The organism is Streptomyces sp. NPDC002935 (assembly GCF_040611295.1).
In the GTDB taxonomy this organism is placed as follows: Bacteria; Actinomycetota; Actinomycetes; order Streptomycetales; family Streptomycetaceae; genus Streptomyces.
Genome location: NZ_JBEXNW010000023.1, coordinates 103,913 through 118,199 on the forward strand (window position 1 = coordinate 103,913; position 14,287 = coordinate 118,199).

At 70.4% G+C, this 14,287-nt stretch carries 14 protein-coding genes; 8 read left to right on the plus strand and 6 right to left on the minus strand.

Features of this window, described 5'->3' with window-relative positions; genetic code table 11:
- Positions 1–63: 63 nt before the first annotated feature.
- The 3 genes from ABZX90_RS28230 to ABZX90_RS28240 are packed head-to-tail and all read right to left on the minus strand — an operon-like array spanning position 64 to position 2,145.
- On the minus strand, positions 64–864 hold the full coding sequence (locus ABZX90_RS28230) for an AIM24 family protein (RefSeq protein ID WP_351127850.1): 801 nt from the start codon (positions 862–864) through the stop codon (positions 64–66).
- Positions 861–1,511 (minus strand): AIM24 family protein, encoded by a 651-nt coding sequence (locus ABZX90_RS28235; RefSeq protein ID WP_351127926.1) that lies wholly within the window; start codon positions 1,509–1,511, stop codon positions 861–863. Before ABZX90_RS28235 ends, ABZX90_RS28230 begins: the two co-directional genes overlap by 4 nt.
- 1 nt (position 1,512) lies before the next feature.
- Positions 1,513–2,145: an AIM24 family protein gene (locus ABZX90_RS28240; RefSeq protein WP_266765854.1), complete on the minus strand. Its 633-nt coding sequence runs from the start codon at positions 2,143–2,145 to the stop codon at positions 1,513–1,515.
- Positions 2,146–2,336: 191 nt separating this feature from the next.
- Between ABZX90_RS28240 and ABZX90_RS28245 the strand changes: the two genes are divergently transcribed.
- The 4 genes from ABZX90_RS28245 to ABZX90_RS28260 all read left to right on the plus strand — a co-directional run bounded on the left by ABZX90_RS28245 (position 2,337) and on the right by ABZX90_RS28260 (position 6,964).
- Complete coding sequence (locus ABZX90_RS28245) at positions 2,337–2,681, plus strand: DUF3817 domain-containing protein (protein ID WP_355209334.1); 345 nt, start codon at positions 2,337–2,339, stop codon at positions 2,679–2,681.
- Positions 2,678–2,971, plus strand: coding sequence for an MTH1187 family thiamine-binding protein (locus tag ABZX90_RS28250; RefSeq protein WP_261707197.1), 294 nt, complete (start codon positions 2,678–2,680; stop codon positions 2,969–2,971). The genes ABZX90_RS28245 and ABZX90_RS28250 overlap by 4 nt, the downstream gene beginning before the upstream one ends.
- 249 nt (positions 2,972–3,220) lie before the next feature.
- Positions 3,221–5,005, plus strand: a complete 1,785-nt coding sequence (locus ABZX90_RS28255) for a cellulose synthase catalytic subunit (protein ID WP_351127854.1) — start codon at positions 3,221–3,223, stop codon at positions 5,003–5,005.
- A gap of 3 nt (positions 5,006–5,008) precedes the next feature.
- Complete coding sequence (locus ABZX90_RS28260) at positions 5,009–6,964, plus strand: kelch motif-containing protein (protein ID WP_355209337.1); 1,956 nt, start codon at positions 5,009–5,011, stop codon at positions 6,962–6,964.
- Here the strand turns inward: ABZX90_RS28260 and ABZX90_RS28265 are convergent.
- Positions 6,957–7,955 (minus strand): glycoside hydrolase family 6 protein, encoded by a 999-nt coding sequence (locus tag ABZX90_RS28265; RefSeq protein WP_351127858.1) that lies wholly within the window; start codon positions 7,953–7,955, stop codon positions 6,957–6,959. The two genes, ABZX90_RS28260 and ABZX90_RS28265, sit on opposite strands and share 8 nt — an antisense overlap.
- Before the next feature lie 96 nt (positions 7,956–8,051).
- Entirely contained in the window at positions 8,052–9,035 is a 984-nt protein-coding gene (locus ABZX90_RS28270; protein WP_351127860.1) for a DUF5937 family protein, read from the minus strand.
- Positions 9,036–9,108: 73 nt separating this feature from the next.
- Between ABZX90_RS28270 and ABZX90_RS28275 the strand changes: the two genes are divergently transcribed.
- The 4 genes from ABZX90_RS28275 (at position 9,109) to ABZX90_RS28290 (ending at position 13,244) form a co-directional block, all read left to right on the plus strand.
- A complete protein-coding gene (locus tag ABZX90_RS28275) occupies positions 9,109–10,488 on the plus strand; it encodes an MFS transporter (protein WP_355209340.1) in 1,380 nt (459 codons plus the stop codon).
- A gap of 10 nt (positions 10,489–10,498) precedes the next feature.
- Positions 10,499–11,008 carry a MarR family transcriptional regulator gene (locus ABZX90_RS28280; protein ID WP_351127863.1) on the plus strand — a complete coding sequence of 170 codons (510 nt, stop codon included), beginning with the start codon at positions 10,499–10,501 and terminating at the stop codon, positions 11,006–11,008.
- A gap of 122 nt (positions 11,009–11,130) precedes the next feature.
- Positions 11,131–11,469, plus strand: coding sequence for a DUF3817 domain-containing protein (locus ABZX90_RS28285; protein WP_351127865.1), 339 nt, complete (start codon positions 11,131–11,133; stop codon positions 11,467–11,469).
- A 74-nt stretch (positions 11,470–11,543) separates the two neighbouring features.
- Positions 11,544–13,244 (plus strand): methylmalonyl-CoA mutase family protein, encoded by a 1,701-nt coding sequence (locus ABZX90_RS28290; RefSeq protein ID WP_351127867.1) that lies wholly within the window; start codon positions 11,544–11,546, stop codon positions 13,242–13,244.
- A gap of 202 nt (positions 13,245–13,446) precedes the next feature.
- Here the strand turns inward: ABZX90_RS28290 and ABZX90_RS28295 are convergent, their stop codons facing one another.
- Positions 13,447–14,073: a TetR/AcrR family transcriptional regulator gene (locus ABZX90_RS28295; RefSeq protein ID WP_351127869.1), complete on the minus strand. Its 627-nt coding sequence runs from the start codon at positions 14,071–14,073 to the stop codon at positions 13,447–13,449.
- Positions 14,074–14,287 lie beyond the last annotated feature (214 nt).

A 14,287-nucleotide genomic window follows, 5' to 3' on the forward strand; every position in this document is an offset into this window, starting at 1 on the left:
CGAACTAGTGAGGGTGGTGTGACTGCGCGCACGCGTTCGATGTCACACTCCGCAGACTACCGCTCACAGCCCGAAGCGACGCTGGAGGTCCCCCAGCTGTCCGGGAAGACGCGGTGCGCCGGCTTGCTGTCCGTGCGAGCCCGGTACCCCTCCCGCGCCGGGCACCCCGGCCTGGTGCGGGACCGCCCCCGTGGCCTGCTCCGCCATCAGGATCTCGGTGGACTGGAGCAGCACCGTGCCGGCGCCCACGAACTCGAACTGATGCTCCTCCCCGGAAGCCCCGCCGAGGCCCGTCATCGCACGTAGACCGCCCATGACACCGGTCATGTACCCGTGGTCGTAGTGGTGGCACGGGGACGGGCAGTCGGCCCATCCGACGAGGGCCTGCGGGTCCACCCGGATCGGGGGTTCCATGAACACCACCGGACCGTTGGACGCGGCCACGAACTTGCCGGTTCCGATCAGGGTCAGAAAGCCCGGCACGATCGACTGCTTGAGCGCGAGACTTGGCTGAAAAGCGAGCAAGTTGCCAGAGCGAATGGTCAGGTTGCCGTTGTCGAGGTCGTACGAATTCACGTCGAAGGCCCGGTCGGCGAGGAGCATCTTGCCCGAACCCTCGGCCACGACCCAGTCGCTCGCGTGCAGAGGCGAATGGAATGACGTACGGACAAGACGGTCAAGTCGGCCGTGCCCGATCCCGTTGAACTCCATCGAGCCGTAGTAGGCGATCATCTTGCCCTTCTGCAGGAACCACTGGCTCCCCTTGAGCTCCACGCAGAAGGTGTAGTTGTTGACGTTGTCGTCGACCGGCAGCGACATCGGATCGTGGATCACCGGGCCGCCCGGGGCTCCGTACCCGCTCACAGCTTCTCCTCCGAGGCCTGGACGTACACCGAACCACTGCCGCTCAGCTCCAGCTGGAACGCCTCGCCCGAACCGCGGCCCACCATGTCGCGCCAGCCCAGCGCCGTGGACAGCTTGTTGCGCACGTCGCCGTGGTGCGCCACGTACGCCTGCGGGTCGACATGCACCGCCCGCTGCGGGGTGATCGGGACCTCGAAGACACCGCCGTGCGCCATGACGGCCACCGCGCCGTGCCCCTTGAGCGTGGTCGTGAAGAGCCCCTGGCCCGTCACCTGGCCCCGCACCATGCCCATCACGCCGCCCTGCGAGCCCAGGAACATCGTGCCCTGCTGCAGCGTCCCGTCGAAGGCCAGCAGCCGGTCCGCCTCCACGTACAAGGTGTCCCCGGTGAGACTGATCACCTGGACATGGTGGCCGCCGTGCCCGAAGAGCACGGTGCCCGCACCCTCGACGGTCATCAGGGGAGTCGCCTCGTTGGCCAGCCGGCGGCCGATCATCGACATCACACCGCCCTGCCCGCCCTGCATGTTGGGCGTGAACGACACCTCGCCCTTGTACGCGAGCATCGCGCCGCGCTGACTGAACAGCCGCTGGCCCGGCACCACCGTCGCCTCGACCATCTTCGAATTCACCTCGCGGAACGGCACGTCACACATCCCCCGCGATCGTGTTGCGCTCACTGGGCTGGACGTAGACGAGCCCGTCGCCCTCGAAGCGCATCTGGAACGCCTCGCCGCCGCCCTCGCCGATCAGCGTGCGGAACGTCACACCGGACTGCAGCGACTGCCGCACATTGCCCTGGTGCGCGATGTACGCCCCCGGGTCGACCGTCAGCGGGTACTGGGAACTGACCCGCAGCACCACCGCGGGCCCGTCCGACATGATCGCCGCCTGGCCGTGGCCCTCGACGGTGGTCGTGAACAGACCGTTGCCCTGCGAGGCGCCGCGCAGCCCCGTGAACGTCGTACCCGTGCGCAGACCCGCGTCCGTCGCGAGCAGATTGCTCGACTCCACGTACAGCTTGTCCCCCTGAAGACCCACCAGATTGATCTCCGAGGCCCGGTCCGCGAACCAGCAGGTGCCGTGCCCCTTCACCTCCATCATCGTCATCTGCTCACCGGTGAGGCGCCGGGTCACCATCCCCCGGATCCCCTCACCGCCCCCGCTCAGCTTCTTGAAGGCCATCTGGCCGTCGTACGCGACCATGGAGCCGTTCTTCGCCTTCACGGCGTCCCCGGTCATGTCGACGGCCAGCACCTTGCTGCCCTGAAGTCGAAACATCGCCACTCGTCGAAGGTAGCCGCAGCGCCGTACCGCCGACAGAGCCCACGGGTGGATCCGATCCCTGAACCGACCCCTAGGGGCCCCGGACCCGGGATCGCGCCCTTCGGATGCCACAATGTCCGGGACGCTTGTGCTTGCGTTCACAAGGCAGCGTCTCCCCCGACAGCGAATCCCACCGAAGGTGACCCGTGGACATAAAGACCGCCACCGCACTCCGCCGCCTCCGCCTGGTCTCGGCCCCCGAGGCCGTCTCCTTTCTGCTGCTGCTGGTCTGCTCGGTGCTGAAGCGGACCACGGAGTTCAACGCCGTGCCCGTCATGGGCGCGATCCACGGTGTCCTCTTCATCCTGTACGTGATCTTCTGGGCGGACGCCTGGAACCGCGCCCGGTGGAGTGCCGGCACCGGCGTCCTCTACTTCGTCCTCTCCGTCCTGCCCACGGGCGGCTTCTTCGCCGAGCGCAGGCTCAGGCGCGAGGCCGAGGACGCGGTCATCGCCTCCCGCGCCCGCAAGGAAGGGGCCGTGAACGCATGATCGTCGCCTTCTCCGTGACACCGCTCGGTGTCGGCGAGGACGTGGGGGAGTACGTCGCCGACGCCGTCCGCGTGGTCCGTGAGTCGGGGCTGCCCAACCGCACCGACGCGATGTTCACGTCGATCGAGGGTGAGTGGGACGAGGTGATGGCCGTCGTCAAGCGCGCCGTCGCCGTCGTCGAGGAACGCGCGCCCCGCGTCTCGGTCGTCCTCAAGGCGGACATCCGCCCCGGCGTGACGGACGGCCTCACCTCCAAGGTGGAGACAGTGGAGCGACACCTGTCGGCATGACGGCATGACGGCATGTCGCCATACCGACAGGTCGGCATGACCTCGGGGCGCGGGCCCCACACCGAGAACCCCGGTCCTCAGGACCGGGGTTCTTTCATGCCCCGACGACGGCGGGGACCAAAGACCACCCGCCCGCACGCCCCCCGCACCCGACCGGACGCGCCCCGTTCGACACGTCGTCAAAACTCCACTTATGTGTGGGTACCAGCCAGAACGATCACCGGACACGTTCAACCACTGGAGGGCGATGTGCGGCCCGAGGGCTACGACTACGACACCTACAGCCGACTCGCCGGACCTCTGACCCAGCCGTCCGGCCCGGGCTACCGGGTGCAGTACACCAAGCTCCTCGCGCGCGAACCCCGCCGAATACGCGCCGTCCTGCTGATGACCCTCGCCCCCGTCCTCACCGGCGCGCTCCTCGTCTACCTCGTCTGGCCCACCCACTGGGTGGAACGCGAAGGCGGCGAGGGATGGATGGCCGGCCTCGACATCACCATGCTGATAGCCATCGGTCTGATCGAGCTGTTCATGGTCGTCAACGTCATGAGCATCGCCCACGCGACGATGGTCGCGAGCGACCCCGTCCCCGTCGTCCCCGCGCAGGGAACCCGGGTCGCCTTCCTCACCACCTACGTCCCGGGAAAGGAACCCCTCGCCACGGTCCGCGCCACCCTGGAGGGCGCGGTCGGGATCACCCACACAGGTCCCCTCGACATCTGGCTCCTCGACGAGGGCGACGACGACCAGGCCAGGGCGCTCTGCGCCGAGCTCCGCGTGAGGCACTTCACCCGGAACGGGGTGCCCGAGTGGAACCGCCCCGAGGGACGGCACAAGGCCCGCACCAAGCACGGCAACTACAACGCGTGGCTCACCCTCCACGGTCACGCGTACGACTTCTTCGCCTCCGTCGACACCGACCACGTCCCGCTGCCCGGATTCCTGGAGCGCATGATGGGCTACTTCCGGGACCCCGACGTCGCGTTCGTCGTCGGCCCCCAGGTGTACGGGAACTACGAGAACCCCGTCACCAAGGCCGCCGAGTCCCAGCAGTTCCTCTTCCACGCCCTGATCCAGCGCGCCGGCAACCACTACCGCTCGCCCATGTTCGTCGGCACCAACAACGTCGTCCGCGTCGCGGCCCTCAAACAGATCGGCGGACTGTACGACTCCATCACCGAGGACATGGCCACCGGGTTCGAACTGCACCGGCACAGGAACCCCCGGACGGGCGGGCACTGGCGGTCCGTCTACACCCCGGACGTACTCGCCGTCGGGGAAGGACCCTCCTCCTGGACCGACTTCTTCACGCAGCAGATGCGCTGGTCGCGCGGCACCTACGAAACCCTGTTCAAGCAGTACTGGACGGCGCCGTTCACCATGCCGGCCGGCCGGCTGTTCTCGTACACCCTGATGCTCGTCTACTACCCGATGACGGCCGTCAACTGGCTTCTGGGCATGCTCAGCTGCTTCCTGTTCCTGTGGTTCGGGGCCTCCGGGACCCAGGTCACGGCCTCCGTGTGGCTGATGCTCTACAGCGACGCCGCCGCCCTCCAGATCGGCCTGTACCTGTGGAACCGGCGCCACAACGTCTCGCCGCACGAACCCGAGGGATCCGGTGGCCTGGCCGGCATGGCGATGTCGGCGCTGTCGGCCCCCATCTATCTGAAGTCGCTGAGCGAGGCCGTGCTGCGGCGCCCCAGCCGCTTCGTCGTCACCCCGAAGGGCGGCGACGCAAGCCCCGACCGGCTCCTGACCTTCCGCGTCCACCTCGGCTGGGCCGCGTTCCTCGCCGTCTCGCTCGGCGCCTCGGTCGTCCTCGGCCACACCCACGCGGCCATGCGGACCTGGGCGCTGCTGGCCATGGCGATCGCCCTCGCACCGGTCGCGGTGTGGGTCCTCACCCGCGTCCAGGAGCACCGGACCCGGACGGCACCGCACACCCCGACCCGGGTTCCCCACAGCAAGGAACCGGTGCCCGCCCCGGGCCGCACCCCCACCCCCGTCACCGGATCCACGACAGGAGGTCTCTAGGCCATGGCGTACCGGCCCTCGAAGAAGACGAAGAAGACGGTGCTCGGCATCGCGGGAATCGCCGTCCTCGCGGGACTCAACGCTCCGGCGGCGCTCGGCTTCGCCGGGGAGAAGTACCACGAGTACAAGATCTCCCAGCCCGGCTACCAGGCGAAGTACGGCTCCTGGAGCCGGGTCGACATCCCGGCGGAGTACCGCACCAACGCGATCCACGCGGCCCTGCTGCACACCGGGAAGGTGCTCATCGTCGCCGGGTCGGGCAACGAGCAGAGGAAGTTCGACAAGGGGTCCTTCGACACGATCCTATGGGATCCGAGGACGGACACCTTCAAGAAGGTCCCCACCCCGGACGACTTCTTCTGCTCCGGGCACGCCCAGCTCCCCGACGGCCGCATGCTCGTGGCCGGCGGCACCGCCCGCTACGAACGGCTGGACGGCGAGGTCGTCCGGGCCGGCGGCGGCATGCGCGTGAAGAACGAGAACCCCGACAAGGCCGTCGTCCTCAGGAAGGGCACCCTCTTCCGCTCACCCGCCGGCGTCGAGTACGTCAGCAAGTTCGACGTGAAGATCCCCAAGGCCAGGCGGAACCAGGTCGTCACGTACGACCGGGCCGGCGTGATGCAGCCCTGGAGGACCACGGTCATCGCCGGCGAGGCCCGCGTCTTCGTGGAGGCCGAGGAGAACGGACCGCGGTCGGTCACCGACAGGCAGGCCCAGTACGAGATCGTCGGCCTGCGGGGCGAGGACGCCCGCAACACGTACGGCCTCTCGGAGAAGATCACCCTGGAGAAGCAGGACTTCCAGGGCATCAGGGCCGCCTACGAGTTCGATCCGAAGGCCGGGAAGTACGTCCCCGTCGACCCGATGGACAAGGCCCGCTGGTACCCGACCCTCGTAGGACTCGACGACGGACGGGTCCTCGCCGTCTCCGGCCTCGACGACGTCGGGGCCATCGACCCCGGCGACAACGAGATCTACGATCCGAGGACCAAGAAGTGGAGCCCCGGCCCCAAGCGCTACTTCCCCACCTACCCGGCCCTCTTCCTCACGCAGGGCGGCAAGCTCTTCTACCCGGCCTCCAACGCCGGGTACGGACCCGCCGACCAGGGCCGCGAGGCGGGCCTGTGGGACCTGCGGACCAACACGTTCGAGAAGGTGCCCGGCCTGCGGGACGCCGACGAGACGGAGACCTCCGCCTCGCTCCTGCTCCCGCCCGCCCAGGACCAGAAGGTGATGATCCTCGGCGGCGGAGGCGTCGGCGAGTCCAAGAGGTCCACCCCGCGCACCGCCGTCGTCGACCTCAAGAAGGACAGCCCCGTTTTCCAGGACGGCCCCGACCTTCCCCAGGGCACGCGCTATCTGAACAGCGTGATCATGCCGGACGACTCCGTCTTCACCACCAACGGCTCCCGGGACTACCGCGGCCGCGGCGCCAGCAACATCCTCAAGGCGCAGTTCTACGACCCCAAGGGCAATGTCTTCCACGAGGCGGCGTCACCGCGTGTGGGCCGCAACTACCACTCAGAGGCGCTGCTCCTGCCCGACGGCCGCGTCGCCACCTTCGGCTCGGACCCGCTCTTCGCCGACCGGAAGGACACCAAACTGGGGCACTTCGAACAGCGCATGGAGGTCTTCACCCCGCCCGCCCTGCACAGGAACGGCAAGAACCGTCCGGTGCTGGGCCACGGACCCGAAGAGCTCGACCGGGACCACCGGGCGACCTTCGCCACCGACCACCCGGAACGGGTCGCCAAGGCCCGGCTGATGCGCCCCAGCGCCGTCACCCACACCACGGACGTCGAGCAGCGGTCGATCGAGCTGGGGCTGACGAAGACCGGGAACTCCGTCACCGTCGACGTACCGAGGGACCCCGCGCTGGTGCCGCCCGGCTGGTACATGCTCTTCGTGACGGACGGTCAGGGCACACCGTCCGAGGCGAAGTGGATCCAGGTCAGGTGACGGAGTTGCGTGCCAGCTCCAGGGCGTAGTCCGGCCACCACTGTCCGGCCGCCGGTCCGCCCCCGCATTTCCCGTCCGACTCGCCCGGCCGTTTGATCCACAGGTAGGCGTCGAGGGCGGGCTCTCCGGTGGCCGTGGTCGGCGGGGTGCCCAGCGCCCGGCCGGGCGGGTTGCACCAGGCGCCCGGCACCGGGCCGTTGCCGTTGCGGCTGGTGTCGACGACGAAATGCTTGCCGCCGAGGCTCCCGGACAGGAGGACGCCGTACTGCTTGGCGGCGATGTCCGTCTGGAAGTTGGCGACGTTGAGCGAGAAGCCGTCGGCGTTCGCGATGCCCGCGCGTTCCAGGGGCTCGACCAGCTTCCCCGCATCGCGGATCCAGTCCGGGTTCCCGGCGTCCAGGTACACCCTGGTGCGCGGCTGGAGCTTCAGCCGGGTGATCGCCTCGCTCAGCAGCAGCTCACGCTCGTCGTGGTACTCGCCGGGCGTACAGCCGTCCACGATGTGGGCGATCGCGTCCGGTTCCAGGATCACCACGGCCCGGCTGTCGCCGAGGGCGTCGGCGAACGCCCCGATCCACTGCCGGTAGGCGTCCGCGTCCGCCGCTCCGCCCGCCGAGTGCTGGCCGCAGTCCCGGTGCGGGATGTCGTACGCCACGAACAGCGCCGTCCGCCCTTCCCGGGTGGCGGCCGCGGTCGCCGAACGGACCGCCGGGCCCGGGTCGATCTCGCCGGCCGGCCACAGGGCGACGGGCTCGTCCGCGATCCGCTTCAGCAGCGCGGCGTCCCGGGTGCGGCCCTGCCGCCGCCACAGCTCGATCTGCTGGGCCGCGGGCCCGGCCGGGTCGACCCAGAAGGGCGAGTGGGCGGCGGGGCCCGCCTGCTTCGAGGCGGCGCCGACGACGGAGGCCTCGCCGACCTCGGGCGGGGGCGAGCAGCCTGCCGCGAGCCCGAGCACCGCCAGTGCCGCGAGGGTGTGGATCAGCCGGGGCATGCTGCTCCCTTGCGCGAGGGTGACGGTCGGTCACCAATCGTTGCATAAAGGGACATCGCGGCCGGGAAGCGGCGTGGCGTGGTGAGCGTCCGCGGGTCAGCCGCCGCCCGACGCCAGCGCGATCCCCAGCGGGGTCCGCTCGTAGAGCACCTGGTGCCCGTACCGGCGTGAGACGAGCAGGCCCGCGTCGCGCAGGGCGGTGAGATGCGCGGAGACCGACGACGGCGCGAGGCGCAGCCGGTGGGCGAGGGCGGTCGTGCCGGCCGGTTCGTCGAGTGCGGTGAGCACCGTGGCCCGGCCGCGCCCGAGGAGCCGTACGAGCGCGTCGGGGGTGCGGTCCGTCGGCTCGGCCCACAGGCCGCCCACGCCGCGCGCCGGGTAGACGAGCGTCGGCTGCCAGGGAGGTTCGAAGCCGCTGATCACGTCCGGCCAGGAGAAGACGCTCGGCATCAGGACCAGGCCCTGCCCGGCCAGATGCCGTTCGTGCCGGCCCCCCGCCTCGATGGTCAGGGTGTGGGAGCGCCAGCCGAACCGCCGGTCGATCTCCGGCAGCAGCCCTCCGAGGCCGACCTCGGCGAGCCGCCGCGAGTGGAAGGCGATGTCCGCCTCCAGCAGGGCGCGCAGCCGCGGCCAGTCGGGCTCGACGAGGGTGTGCCAGGCCCGCTCCAGCAGGTCGGTCAGCTCCCGCACCATGTGGGCCGGGTCCGCCAGCAGGGCCCGGCCGCGCGGCGAGGTGAGCGCGCCCGGGGTGTCGGCGAGGGAGCGCGCGCTCTCCGCGCGGGCCACCTCGGGGTCGGCCGTGCGGACCGCGGCGATCTCCTCCTCGAAGCTCGCCGCCGGGCCGAGCGGGGGCGGACCGAGCCAGTCGGGGGAGTAGCCGCGCTGCGGCATCAGCAGCCACAGCGGCGTGAGGTCGAGTCCGTCGGCCGCCGCGCGCATACGGCGCAGCCAGTGCGCGTGATAGCCGTGCCGCGCGGGCCGGTTGAGCGTGCGGACCGCCTCCTGTGTCTCCCACAGCGGCGACACCGCGAACCGGCAGTTGAGGAGGTCGTCCTCCCCGAAGTGCAGCAGTGACGGCATGACACGACCCCAGAAGATTCGGCTGACACCGAAACTCTAGGGGGCCGGAGTGCGTCCGGGCACGCTGTCGCCCATGCCAGAAGCAGAGACGAAGGGCACAACGACGGTGCCCACGCGGGGCGGCGCCCCGGAGAAGGCCCCCGCACCCACCGGCTACGGTCCCGTCTTCGCCGTGCCCGAGTTCCGTGCCGTCTTCGCCGCGCACGCCTTCTCGCTGCTCGGACTCGTCGTCAGCGAGATCGCGCTCTCCGTCCTCGTCTACGACCTGACGGGCTCTCCGCTGCTGAGCGCCCTGACGTTCGCGCTCGGCTTCCTGCCCTATCTGATCGGCGGGACCCTGCTCGCGGGCGTCGCGGACCGCTTCCCGGCCCGCCGGGTCCTGGTGGTGTGCGATCTGGTGTGCGCGGGATGCGTGGCCGTGATGGTGGTGCCCGGCGCGCCCATCGCGGTGCTGCTCGCGATGCGGGCCGCGCTCGCCCTGGTCGCTCCCGTCTTCCAGGGGACGCGGACCGCGACCCTCGCGGACGTCCTCGGCGACGGTGAGCTGTTCGTGCTCGGCCGTTCCCTGCTGCGGATCCTCTCGCAGAGCGCGCTGCTCGCCGGGTTCGCGACGGGCGGGCTGCTGCTCACCGTCGTGTCACCGCGCCACGCGCTCCTCGTCACGGTCTGCACCTTCCTGCTCTCCGCCGTGCTGCTGCGGTGCGGCACCCGGCGACGGCCCGCCCGGGCGCACCGGGGACAGCCGCTCGTGCGCGACTCCCTCCGCGGCGCCCGTCAGGTGCTCGCCGACCGCCGCGTCCTGGTGCTGCTCCTGCTGTTCTGGGTGCCGCCGATGTTCGCTGTCGCGCCGGAGGCGCTGGCCGCGCCGTACGCCGACGGGATCGGGGCCGGCGCGACCGGGCTCGGTCTGCTGATGTGCGCGCTGCCGGTCGGCACGATCGCGGGGGAGCTGTTCGCGGGCTCGCGGCTGCGGCCGGCGACCCGGAACCGGCTCACGCTCCCGCTGGTGTGCGTCACGCTGCTGCCCTACGCCGGCTACGCGCTGCGGCCCGGTCTCGGCTGGTCGCTGGTCCTGCTGGTGCTCGCGGGCGCCGGATCGGCGTACACCCTCGGCCTGGACCAGTGGTTCGTGCGGGCGGTGCCGGACGAGCTGCTCGGGCGGGCGATGACGCTGAACACGGCTGGGCTGATGACCGTTCAGGGCGTGGGGATGGCGTTGTCGGGGGTGGTGGCGGAGTTCGCCGGGGTGCGGGCGACGGTCGTGGGCGCGGGTGTGCTGGGAACCGTGGTCTGCGCGGGCCTGGCGGTGGCGGCGCGGCGCACCGGGCACGGCGAGGCGCGGGTTGTGGAAGGTGCGGGGACCGGGCCGGTCGAGGGCGCCCGGATCCCGGCCGTCGCGGGGTCGGATACCGAAACGCGAGACGGGGCTGACCACGATGTGACCGGCCGGTAAGGTCTTTGGCGTGCCGAAGCCGCTCAGTCTTGCCTTCGATCCCATCGCCCGCGCCGACGAACACTGGCAGCAGCGCTGGGGTTCCGTGCCGTCCATGGCCGCGATCACCTCGATCATGCGCGCGCACCAGATCCTGCTGGCCGAGGTGGACGCGGTCGTCAAGCCGTACGGGCTGACCTTCGCGCGCTACGAGGCGCTGGTGCTCCTCACCTTCTCCAAGGCGGGCGAGCTGCCGATGTCCAAGATCGGTGAGCGGCTCATGGTGCATCCGACGTCCGTCACCAACACGGTGGACCGGCTGGTGCGGTCCGGGCTCGTCGACAAGCGCCCGAACCCCAACGACGGGCGGGGCACCCTCGCCTCCATCACGGACAAGGGCCGCGAGGCCTGCGACGCGGCCACCCGCGACCTGATGGCGATGGACTTCGGGCTCGGCGTCTACGACTCCGAGGAGTGCGCGGAGATCTTCGCGATGCTGCGGCCGCTTCGGGTCGCCGCACACGACTTCGACGACGAGTAGGGCTGCGGCGAGGAGTCCGCGGACGGGTCGTCCGACGACGAGCACGTGCCGCGGGCCGGGGGTGTACGGGAGGCGCGGGGGCGCGCGAAGATCGCGCAAAAGGGGTCGTTACCCTCGTAGCCATGAAGAAGAGCGTGCTGACCCGCTATCGCGTCATGGCCTACGTCACCGGCGTGCTGCTGGTCCTGCTGTGCCTCGGCATGATTGCCAAGTACGGCCTGGGCGTCGACGGCGCCGCGGACTTCACCCGTGTCGTCGCCATCGCGCACGGCTGGCTGTACGTCCTGTACCTGATTTTCGCCTTCGACCTGGGTTCCAAGGCGAAGTGGCCGGTCGGCAAGCAGCTCTGGGTGCTGCTGGCGGGCACGATTCCCACGGCCGCCTTCTTCGTGGAGCGCCGCATCAGCCAGGAGCTGGAATCCCAGGTCGCGGAGGGTTCTCCCGCGGTCGCCAAGGCCTGATCCGAAACCGCCGTACGGGACCGTGCGGCGGTTTGCCATCGACATTTACTAGGACGTCCTAGTAAATTCGAGGTATGGACGCTCACGCCATCGAGGAAGGCCGCCGACGCTGGCAGGCCCGCTATGACGCTTCGCGCAAGCGCGAGGCCGACTTCACCACGCTCTCCGGCGATCCCGTGGAGCCGGTGTACGGTCCCCGGCCCGGGGACAAATACGAGGGCTTCGAGCAGATCGGCTGGCCCGGGGAGTACCCCTTCACGCGCGGGCTCTACGCGACCGGCTACCGAGGGCGTACGTGGACCATCCGGCAGTTCGCCGGATTCGGCAACGCCGAGCAGACCAACGAGCGCTACAAGAAGATCCTCGCCAACGGTGGCGGGGGCCTCTCCGTGGCCTTCGACATGCCCACCCTGATGGGCCGCGACTCGGACGACGCCCGTTCGCTCGGCGAGGTCGGGCACTGCGGTGTCGCGATCGACTCGGCGGCCGACATGGAGGTCCTGTTCCAGGACATCCCGCTCGGTGACGTCACGACGTCGATGACGATCAGCGGGCCCGCGGTGCCGGTCTTCTGCATGTACCTGGTCGCCGCCGAGCGCCAGGGCATCGACCCCGCCGTGCTGAACGGCACCCTCCAGACCGACATCTTCAAGGAGTACATCGCCCAGAAGGAGTGGCTCTTCCAGCCCGAGCCGCATCTGCGCCTCATCGGCGACCTGATGGAGCACTGCGCCGAGAAGATCCCCGCGTACAAGCCGCTGTCCGTCTCCGGCTACCACATCCGGGAAGCGGGCTCCACGGCCGCGCAGGAGCTCGCCTACACGCTGGCGGACGGCTTCGGCTACGTCGAACTGGGGCTCTCCCGCGGGCTCGACGTGAACGTCTTCGCCCCCGGTCTCTCCTTCTTCTTCGACGCGCACGTCGACTTCTTCGAGGAGATCGCCAAGTTCCGCGCGGCCCGGCGGATCTGGGCCCGCTGGATGCGGGACGTGTACGGCGCCACCTCCGAGAAGGCGCAGTGGCTGCGCTTCCACACGCAGACCGCCGGCGTGTCGCTGACGGCCCAGCAGCCGTACAACAACGTCGTGCGTACGGCCGTGGAGGCGCTCGCCGCGGTCCTCGGCGGCACGAACTCGCTGCACACCAACGCGCTGGACGAGACGCTCGCCCTGCCCTCCGAGCAGGCCGCGGAGATCGCCCTGCGGACGCAGCAGGTGCTCATGGAGGAGACCGGCGTCGCCAACGTCGCCGACCCGCTGGGCGGTTCCTGGTACGTCGAGCAGCTCACCGACCGGATCGAGGCCGACGCGGAGAAGATCTTCGAGCAGATCAAGGAGCGCGGACTGCGGGCGCACCCCGACGGGAAGCACCCCATCGGTCCCATCACCTCCGGCATCCTGCGCGGGATCGAGGACGGCTGGTTCACCGGGGAGATCGCCGAGTCGGCGTTCCAGTACCAGCGGTCGGTCGAGAAGGGCGACAAGCGGGTCGTCGGCGTCAACGTCCACCACGGGTCCGTGACCGGCGACCTGGAGATCCTCCGGGTCAGCCACGAGGTGGAGCGTGAGCAGGTGCGGGAGCTGGCCTCGCGCAAGGGGGCCCGTGACGAGGCCGCCGTGCGCGGTGCGCTGGACGCCATGCTCGCCGCCGCCCGCGACGGCTCCAACATGATCGCCCCCATGCTGGAGGCGGTCCGCGCGGAGGCCACGCTGGGCGAGATCTGCGGCGTCCTGCGGGACGAGTGGGGGGTGTACACGGAGCCGGCGGGCTTCTGAGAGACGCAGTCCGCTCTCGCGGCCCTGTGCCCCCGTAGTCCCTCCCGGTGGCCCCTGCCCGTCCCGCGTCCGGGGCCCTTGCCCCGGACCCGGCCCCTCGGACGCCCGAGGCGCCGGCGCCCTTGCGGGACGGCGGGGGCCGTTTCGCGTTCGGGCCCGGTGCGCCGCTCCGCCCGGCCCCCGGGCCCGGCTGTCGCTCCGGTCAGTCCTCGGCCGTCGCTCCGGTCAGGCCGAGGAGCAGGATCCGGGTGAACGAGCGCACCCACTCCTCGTCCGCGGGTTCCGCGCTGACCAGGGTGCGATGGACGACCGCTCCGGCGACCACGTCGAAGATCAGGTCGGCGGTGCGGGCGGCGGCCACCGGGTCCGTCTCCGGGGGGAGTTCGCCGCGGGCCTGGGCGCGGGCGCGGCCCTCCATGACCAGGCGCTTCTGACGGTCGACGATGGACGTGCGGATGCGTTCACGCAGAGGTTCGTCGCGGGTGGACTCCGCCACCACGGCCATCAGCGCCGTCTTGGCCTCCGGGCGGTCCAGAATCGCCGCGAACTGGAGCACCACGCCCTCGATGTCGGCGGCCAGACTGCCCCGGTCGGGGAGCTCCAGTTCGTCGAAGAGAACGGCCACCGCGTCAACGACGAGTTCGTTCTTGCCCGCCCAACGGCGGTAAAGGGTCGTTTTCGCGACACCGGCAAGGGTCGCCACGTACCCCAACGTCAGTTTGGACCAGCCCAGTTCGACCAGCGCCGTGCGCGTCGCCTCCAGGATCGCGGCGTCCGCGGCGGCGCTGCGGGGGCGGCCCGTGCGGGCGGCCGAGGAGCGACATTGCATGTCAGTGACCATATCCGGCCGCTTCACCGGCGATATCCGGCGGTTCTGTGAAGCCGTGAGGGAGATCACCGGAAGACAGTGCACAGCCGTGTCCTCCGCCAGTTACGCTACGACTCGTAGCGAAAGCTCGACCGCGGCGACAACCGCACAGGCGCCAGGTGGGGACCCGGCGCCGAACAGGCCGGACAAGGCCTGGCTTTCACAACGCTTTTCA

Excerpts from the sequence above, each read along its gene's own strand:
- ABZX90_RS28240 (WP_266765854.1), bottom strand. The coding sequence starts at position 2,145 with ATGTTTCGACTTCAGGGCAGCAAGGTGCTGGCCGTCGACATGACCGGG.
- ABZX90_RS28250 (WP_261707197.1), top strand. The coding sequence starts at position 2,678 with ATGATCGTCGCCTTCTCCGTGACACCGCTCGGTGTCGGCGAGGACGTG.
- ABZX90_RS28260 (WP_355209337.1), top strand. The coding sequence starts at position 5,009 with ATGGCGTACCGGCCCTCGAAGAAGACGAAGAAGACGGTGCTCGGCATC.
- ABZX90_RS28265 (WP_351127858.1), bottom strand. The coding sequence starts at position 7,955 with ATGCCCCGGCTGATCCACACCCTCGCGGCACTGGCGGTGCTCGGGCTC.
- ABZX90_RS28270 (WP_351127860.1), bottom strand. The coding sequence starts at position 9,035 with ATGCCGTCACTGCTGCACTTCGGGGAGGACGACCTCCTCAACTGCCGG.
- ABZX90_RS28275 (WP_355209340.1), top strand. The coding sequence starts at position 9,109 with ATGCCAGAAGCAGAGACGAAGGGCACAACGACGGTGCCCACGCGGGGC.
- ABZX90_RS28285 (WP_351127865.1), top strand. The coding sequence starts at position 11,131 with ATGAAGAAGAGCGTGCTGACCCGCTATCGCGTCATGGCCTACGTCACC.
- ABZX90_RS28290 (WP_351127867.1), top strand. The coding sequence starts at position 11,544 with ATGGACGCTCACGCCATCGAGGAAGGCCGCCGACGCTGGCAGGCCCGC.
- ABZX90_RS28295 (WP_351127869.1), bottom strand. The coding sequence starts at position 14,073 with ATGCAATGTCGCTCCTCGGCCGCCCGCACGGGCCGCCCCCGCAGCGCC.